Source organism: Knoellia remsis, from assembly GCF_003002895.1.
Classification (GTDB): domain Bacteria; phylum Actinomycetota; class Actinomycetes; order Actinomycetales; family Dermatophilaceae; genus Knoellia; species Knoellia remsis.
In genome coordinates this window covers 42,406-48,821 of record NZ_PVTI01000027.1, presented here as the reverse complement: position 1 = coordinate 48,821, position 6,416 = coordinate 42,406, and the positions used below count along the sequence as shown (strand labels likewise).

The window sequence follows — 6,416 nt, the reverse complement described above, 5'->3', positions numbered from 1 at the left end:
CCCGAAGGAGATCTGGCGCCAGATCTGGTCGAACAACCCCAACGAGCGCCTCAACCGAGAGATCCGCCGCCGCACCGACGTCGTCGGGATCTTCCCCAACCGCGAGTCCGTGATCCGGCTCGTCGGGGCCGTCCTCGCGGAGCAGCACGACGAATGGGCCGAACAACGCCGCTACCTCGGCCTCGAAGCCCTCAAGAACGCCCGCGCCGTGCTCATCGCCCGCGAGGGACAGGCCGGGAACGAGGAGGTGACCACCGAGCTGATCGCCGGCGCCATCAACGCCTAAACCACAACCCTCGACGGATCACCGTCGTACACCACCGATCCGGACTTGACCACCTCCGGCGGCTCGGGGTCGGGGTCGAACTGCACATCGATGTGCTGGTACCCCTTGAACCGCCCGATCCGAGCAGCCCGGGCATACGCGCGCCGATCCCCCTCGGTCAGCTCGACGTCGTCGGTGAAGATCGTCATCAGCGCGCGCGGGTACAGCCGCTCGGAGCGCACCACATCCGCCTCCGCCGACATGACGATCCCGAGCCCGGTGACATAGAAGAACGCGAGCAGACCGAGCACGATCCCGAAGACCGTGTTCGACGCGGACGACCCCTGGATGACGCCCTCGACGAACCGGACCCCGAACACCTGCAGGAACTGCCACGTCAGCGCCGAACCGATCGCGCCGAGCATGACCTGCCGCAGCGTCACCGGCCTGGCGATCGCCCGCCGCATCGCGAGCGCGAAGACGACCGCCGTGATGACGAACGACGCGATGCCGAGGATGAGGCGTTTGCCGCCGATGGCCCGGAACCATTCCGCCGACCCGAACACATCCGTCGACGCGATGACCGTCAGCCCGGTCGTGAGGATGACGAAGAGCAGCACGTTGAGCAGCAGCACGAAGCTGCGCCCGCGGGCCGCGAACGGGTTTGGGCGCGAGTTGCGCGGCACGCCCCACACGGTGTTCATCGCGTACTGGAACGCCTGCCCCACGCCGAGCCCACCGTAGAGAGCGACGAGCGACGACACGACGATCGCGAACGGGCTGCCCTGCAGCGTCGACGGGTCGCCTAGCTGCGCGCCGATGACCGGGATCTCCTGGACGGCCGAGTCGATGATCTGCTCGCGCCACTCGGGCTTGCTCTGCAGCACCCACCCGAGCAGCGTCGACAGCAGGAGCAGCAGCGGGAAGATCGACAGGAAGGCGTAGTACGCCATCAACGAGACGAGATAGCCCGCCTGGTCATCGAAGAACTTGTAGAGCACCGCGATGGGGTAGCCGACCACCCGGTGCTTGCGCTGGAACCGGTCCAGACGGTCGACAACTCCCACGGCTCAATCCCATCACACCGGGCGCACGGTCGCTGCGCACGCAGGTGCGTATGCCGCGTGCGCGCCGCGCGTCGGAGGCTCGCCGTTGACGTGTGCGTATGCCGCGGGCGCGCCGCGCCCGGGACGGCGCCGGTCGCGAGGTGGTTACCCTCGCAGCATGAGCCGCATCTTCGGGGTCCCTGTCGCGTCGGTCTACCCGCACTACGTGACGAAGGTCGAGAAGAAGGGCCGCACCACCGACGAGCTGCACGAGGTCATCGAGTGGCTCACCGGCTTCGACGAGAGGGCGCTGCGCCGACACCTCGACGACGAGACGACGTTCGCCGACTTCTTCGCGGACGCAACGCTCAACCCTAAGGCCGAGCTCATCACCGGGTCGGTCTGCGGGGTCAAGGTCCAGGAGATCGAGGACCCGCTCATGCAGCAGATCCGCTACCTCGACAAGCTCGTCGACGAGCTCGCCAAGGGCCGCCCCATGGAGAAGATCCTGCGCGCCTGAGCAGGCACAGGCAGTCATACGAGAGGGCCGGACACGCGTCGTGTCCGGCCCTTCGACCTGGGTGGAGCTGAGGGGATTCGAACCCCTGGCCTTCTCATTGCGAACGAGACGCGCTACCAACTGCGCCACAGCCCCTTGGAGCGGGGAACAGGTTAACACCGCGCCCGCGCACCGACGAAACCGGCGCGACCCGGCATACGCTCAGTGACATGCGACTTCGTATGCCGTCCCGCCAGGGTGGCCACGCCGACCCCGCCGGCCTCCCGCGCCTCTCGAGCCAGGCCGTCACCGAGAGCGGACCGTCGAGCACGTCCACCCCCGCCGTCGACACCGACCCCACCCACCAGCCGGCTGCCTGGAAGGTGCCGATGGGTGTGCGCACCGCGAGCGAGTGGGCGTGGCGCAGCATGGTCGTCGCCGCCGCCGTGCTCGCCGCGCTGTGGCTGTTCGCCTACCTGTCGACGGTGACGATCCCGATCATCGTCGCGATCCTGCTCGCGGCGCTGCTCCGGCCGGTCACCCAGCGCCTCGACCGCATCATGCCGACCGGACTCGCGGCCGGACTCACCGTCATCGGCACCTTCGCCCTCATCATCGGCATCCTCAGCTTCGTCGGGTCGCAGTTCACCTCCCAGTTCAGCGACATCAGCAGCCAGGTCGGTCAGGGCATCGACCAGATCCGCGACTGGTTCCGCAGCACCTTCGGCATCACCGACACCCAGGTGCAGGACTGGATCGCGACGGCCCGCGAGCAGCTGAGCAGCGGCAGCGGCAACCTCGGGCAGACCGCGACGAAGGCCGGGCTCACGGTCTCGCACACCATCGCCGGCTTCTTCATCTCCCTCTTCGCGCTGTTCTTCTTCCTCTACGAGGGCGAGCGCATCTGGGCATGGGTCGTCCGGCTCTTCCCCCGCGCTGCCCGCGAGCGAGTCCACTCCTCCGGCATCATCGCGTGGGGCCAGCTCAGCGCCTTCACCCGCGCGACGATCCTCGTCGCCGCCGCCGACGCGCTCGGCATCGGACTCATCGCCGCACTGCTCGGGGTGCCGTTCGCGTCCGGTGTCGCCATCCTCGTCTTCTTCGGCGCGTTCATCCCGGTCATCGGTGCGCTCATCTCCGGCGCCGTGCCGGTGCTGCTCGCCCTCGTCGCCCTCGGCCCGGTCAAGGCCCTGCTCATGCTCGGCGGCGTCATCCTCGTGCAGCAGATGGAGTCGCACATCCTCCAGCCGTTCCTCCTCGGCCGAGCGGTGCGCGTCCACCCGCTCGCGGTCATCCTCGGCATCGCCGCGGGTGTCGTCGTCGCCGGCATCGTCGGCGCCCTCATCGCCGTCCCGACCATCGCCGTCCTCAACGCCGTCGGCCATCACCTGCTCGACGGCTCCGACCTGCCGGACACGGCCGAGGAGATGCTCACCCTCGCCGAGCGGGAACGCACCCGCGACGAGACCGAACAGGAGCGCCGACTCGCCGAGGAGGAGCTCCAGGACAAGGCGCCCGGCAGCTGACCGTCGGTCGTCGGACGCCCGCCGGTCGCGGTCAGACGCCGGCGACGCGACGCTGCGGCACGATCAGGCGCCGTCGGGGTGCCCGCTGATCGCCGGTCAGGCGCCGGCGACGCGACGCTGCGGCGCGGTCTCGAACCCGTCGTCGTATGCCGTGCGCTCGCCGCCGTCGTCGGCTCCCGTCGCGGAGACGGTCCCGGTCTCGGGCACCGGCTCCGGGGCGGGACGCTCGGCGGCACGGGCCTTCATCGTGTAGGTCGGGCGCGGCACCGGCCGCGGGTCCCAGGTGAGCGGGATGTCGTCCTCGTCCACCTCGGGGAGGGCGATCTCGTGCTCCTGCGCGAGGGCCTCCCGGGCAACCGACGGCTGGGCGGAGGGCTCCCACGCCGGCACCGCATCAGCCATGGGCTCATGCGAGGCCACCGGCTCGTGCGTCACCGGCTCCGGCGTGTCGACGGCCGGAGCGGCGCTGGCCGACTCGGCAGCGGCCGGAGCGGCGGTGGCCGACTCGGCGAGGACTTCGGCCGATGCGTCATACGGCGCGGCCTCGGCCAGCGCCGCCGGCGACTCCTCGGCAGGAGCCGGGTGGTGCCCGACCTCGGGCCGACCCACGGCACGAGCGGCCACGTCATCGGTGGTGGCGTCGGACCTCGTCGGCGACGTGTGTCGGGCGGCGCTGCGCGGTGCTGCAGCCCGCTCCCGGGCGCGGCGGGCGCGGCCGCGAGCGGCACGCTTGGCCCGAATCTCGCCCTGGACGCCGGCGCGCAGCCAGACGAACCCGCCGATCGCCATGGCGAGCGGCACGACGAAGGACCACCAGCGCAGCACGCCGAACGCGGCGAGCGCACCGAAGACCACCGTGCCGAGAGCACCGACGAGCAGGACGATCCCGCGCGTGGCGCGGCTCGGGTGCATCGCGGCATACGGCACGTCGTCTGCAGCGGCCTCCATGGGTGCGCGACGCTCGCCCGCGGCGACCACCGCGTCACCGGGGCGCACACCACCGCGCTGCCCGGCGAGGCGCGGCGCGGATGCTGCCTCGTCCGAGTCCAGGGTCATCGTCGTGTGCGCCTCGGCGCGCTTGACGGTGACCTCGGGACGCATGACGCGGGCGGGGCTCACGGCATACGTCCGCGGGGCGCGACCGCCGTCGTGGACCGACGGCAGCGGGGCGCGCCGTTCGAGGACACGCATCGTCTCGGAGAAGGCGTCGACGGACCGGATCGTGGCGAGGTGCTCGCGACGACGGACCCAGTACTGGACGAAGTAGGCAGCCCAGATCCCGATGATGACAAGGAAGATGAGGCTGCTCGGGTCCACGAGCACGACGTTATGCGTGCGCGAGGTCAGGCAGTCGGACCCTCTGCGGTGTGTCGCCCGAGTGACTGCTGTGACGAGTGGGTCAGGCGGTCCGTGACGGTTCGCCCGCCGAGGTCCTCGGTCGTCAGGGCGAAGGACAGGTGGTCACGCCAGTCGCCGTCGATGTGCAGCATCCGCAGCCGGAGCCCCTCGTCCCGGAACCCGAGTTTGCGGACGACGGCGAGGCTCGCCGCGTTCTCGGGCCGGATGTTGATCTCCAGGCGGTGCAGGCCGAGCTCCCCGAACACGTGGTCGGCGACGAGAGCGAGAGCAGTCGGCGTGATGCCCCGCCCCGCCGCCGACTCGGCGACCCAGTAGCCCGCGGTGCAGGAGCGGAACGACCCCAGGGTGATGTTGCTGACGTTGAGCTGTCCGACGAGCCGTCCGTCGCTCTCGATGACGAACGGCAGCATGCGTCCGGCCAGCGCCTCCTCCTGGTAGTGGTCGACCAGGTCGGCGAAGGTCCGCGGTCCGGTCGAGGGGACGGGCGAGGTCGCGTCCCACCGGCCCAACCACTCGCGGTTGCGGGAGCGGAGGTCGAGGTACTCCCGTGCGTCGTCGTGCCGGGCCGGACGGAGCAGCACGGGAACCCCGGTCGGAGTCGAACCCGTGAGGCGGAGGGTCCAGCGCTCGGTCGACCGGCCCCAGCGCATCAGTGGTCGCCGCCGGCGAGCTGGCTGAGCGCGTGCGCGAGCACGGGCTCGAGGACGGCGAGGGCGTCGCGCACTCCACCGGTCGAGCCGGGGAGGTTGACGACGAGGGTGCGCCCGGAAACCCCGGCGAGCCCGCGCGACAGCATCGCCGTGGGCACGCCGGAGGCCACTCCCGCGGCCCGCAGCGCCTCGGCGATCCCGGGCACCTCGCGGTCGAGGAGGTCGGCGGTCGCCTCGGGCGTGCGGTCGGTCGGGCTGATGCCGGTCCCGCCCGTCGTGAGCAGCAGGTCGGGTGACGGCGTCAGCGCGTCGCGCAGCGCAGCAGGGACGTCGACGTCCGGGACGACGGTCGCGTCCGGCACGTCGGCGCCCCACCCACGCAGCGTCTCGACGAGCAGCGCTCCCCCGCGGTCCTCGTAAACCCCTGCCGCCGCGCGCGTCGAAGCGGTGACGACGATGGCCCGGCGGCCGACAAGCGGCCGGTCGCTCGGGTGGGCGCCACTCGCGTGCTGGTCGCTCCGGTGGGCGCCACTCGCGTGCTGGTCGCTCGGCTGAGCGTCCTCGCGCGGGTGCTCGTCGCTCACGACTCGCTCCAGTCCCCGGAGCGGCCGCCGGACTTCGCGGTGACACGGACGTCGGTGATGCGGGCGTGCTTGTCGACGGCCTTGACCATGTCGATGAGGCCGAGTGCCGCGACGGCGACCGCGGTGAGGGCCTCCATCTCGATGCCCGTGCGGTCGGCGGTGCGCACGGTGGCGACGATGTCGACCCCGTCGTCCGCCACCTCGAGGTCCACCGACGCCGCGTGGACGGCGACCGGGTGCGCGAGTGGCACGAGTTCGGGTGTCCGCTTCACGGCCTGTATGCCGGCCAGTCGCGCGACCGCGAGCGCGTCACCCTTGGGGACGGTCCCGTCCCGCAGGGCGGCGACCGCCTCGGGGCTGAGCAGCACCCGGCCGCGGGCGGTGGCCTCGCGGGCGGTGACCTGCTTCGCGGACACGTCGACCATGTGCGCCGTCCCGTCGGGGCGCACGTGGGTCAGGCGGGCACCCTGCGTGCGGGCACCCTGCG

Annotated in this window: 8 protein-coding genes and 1 tRNA gene; 3 read left to right on the top strand and 6 right to left on the bottom strand. The window is 71.5% G+C overall.

The annotated features are described in order from the left end of the window. On the top strand, positions 1–286 hold a 286-nt coding region (locus BCF74_RS14325; protein ID WP_177426671.1), incomplete at its 5' end, for a transposase. On the opposite strand, the gene BCF74_RS14320 is transcribed toward BCF74_RS14325, so the two are convergent. Continuing rightward, positions 283–1,332 carry a YihY/virulence factor BrkB family protein gene (locus tag BCF74_RS14320; protein ID WP_106298639.1) on the bottom strand — a complete coding sequence of 350 codons (1,050 nt, stop codon included), beginning with the start codon at positions 1,330–1,332 and terminating at the stop codon, positions 283–285. The two genes, BCF74_RS14325 and BCF74_RS14320, sit on opposite strands and share 4 nt — an antisense overlap. 157 nt (positions 1,333–1,489) lie before the next feature. Between BCF74_RS14320 and BCF74_RS14315 the strand changes: the two genes are divergently transcribed. Further along, positions 1,490–1,831 carry a DUF2200 domain-containing protein gene (locus tag BCF74_RS14315; RefSeq protein WP_106298638.1) on the top strand — a complete coding sequence of 114 codons (342 nt, stop codon included), beginning with the start codon at positions 1,490–1,492 and terminating at the stop codon, positions 1,829–1,831. 62 nt (positions 1,832–1,893) lie between these two features. Here BCF74_RS14315 and BCF74_RS14310 read toward each other — a convergent pair. Then, positions 1,894–1,966 (bottom strand) — tRNA-Ala (locus BCF74_RS14310). Between the two features lie 74 nt (positions 1,967–2,040). Here BCF74_RS14310 and BCF74_RS14305 point away from each other — a divergent pair. Beyond that, positions 2,041–3,336 carry an AI-2E family transporter gene (locus BCF74_RS14305; protein WP_245889378.1) on the top strand — a complete coding sequence of 432 codons (1,296 nt, stop codon included), beginning with the start codon at positions 2,041–2,043 and terminating at the stop codon, positions 3,334–3,336. Positions 3,337–3,432: 96 nt separating this feature from the next. Here the strand turns inward: BCF74_RS14305 and BCF74_RS14300 are convergent, their stop codons facing one another. From BCF74_RS14300 to moaC, 4 genes are read right to left on the bottom strand one after another with little or no spacing between them, the layout of a single operon-like run. Continuing rightward, on the bottom strand, positions 3,433–4,653 hold the full coding sequence (locus tag BCF74_RS14300; RefSeq protein WP_106298636.1) for a hypothetical protein: 1,221 nt from the start codon (positions 4,651–4,653) through the stop codon (positions 3,433–3,435). Positions 4,654–4,679: 26 nt separating this feature from the next. Then, positions 4,680–5,345 (bottom strand): GNAT family N-acetyltransferase, encoded by a 666-nt coding sequence (locus tag BCF74_RS14295; protein ID WP_106298635.1) that lies wholly within the window; start codon positions 5,343–5,345, stop codon positions 4,680–4,682. Continuing rightward, positions 5,345–5,929, bottom strand: coding sequence for a MogA/MoaB family molybdenum cofactor biosynthesis protein (locus tag BCF74_RS14290; RefSeq protein ID WP_106298634.1), 585 nt, complete (start codon positions 5,927–5,929; stop codon positions 5,345–5,347). The genes BCF74_RS14295 and BCF74_RS14290 overlap by 1 nt, the downstream gene beginning before the upstream one ends. Further along, positions 5,926–6,354 (bottom strand): cyclic pyranopterin monophosphate synthase MoaC, encoded by a 429-nt coding sequence (gene moaC / locus BCF74_RS14285; protein ID WP_245889379.1) that lies wholly within the window; start codon positions 6,352–6,354, stop codon positions 5,926–5,928. Before moaC ends, BCF74_RS14290 begins: the two co-directional genes overlap by 4 nt. Positions 6,355–6,416: the final 62 nt, after the last annotated feature.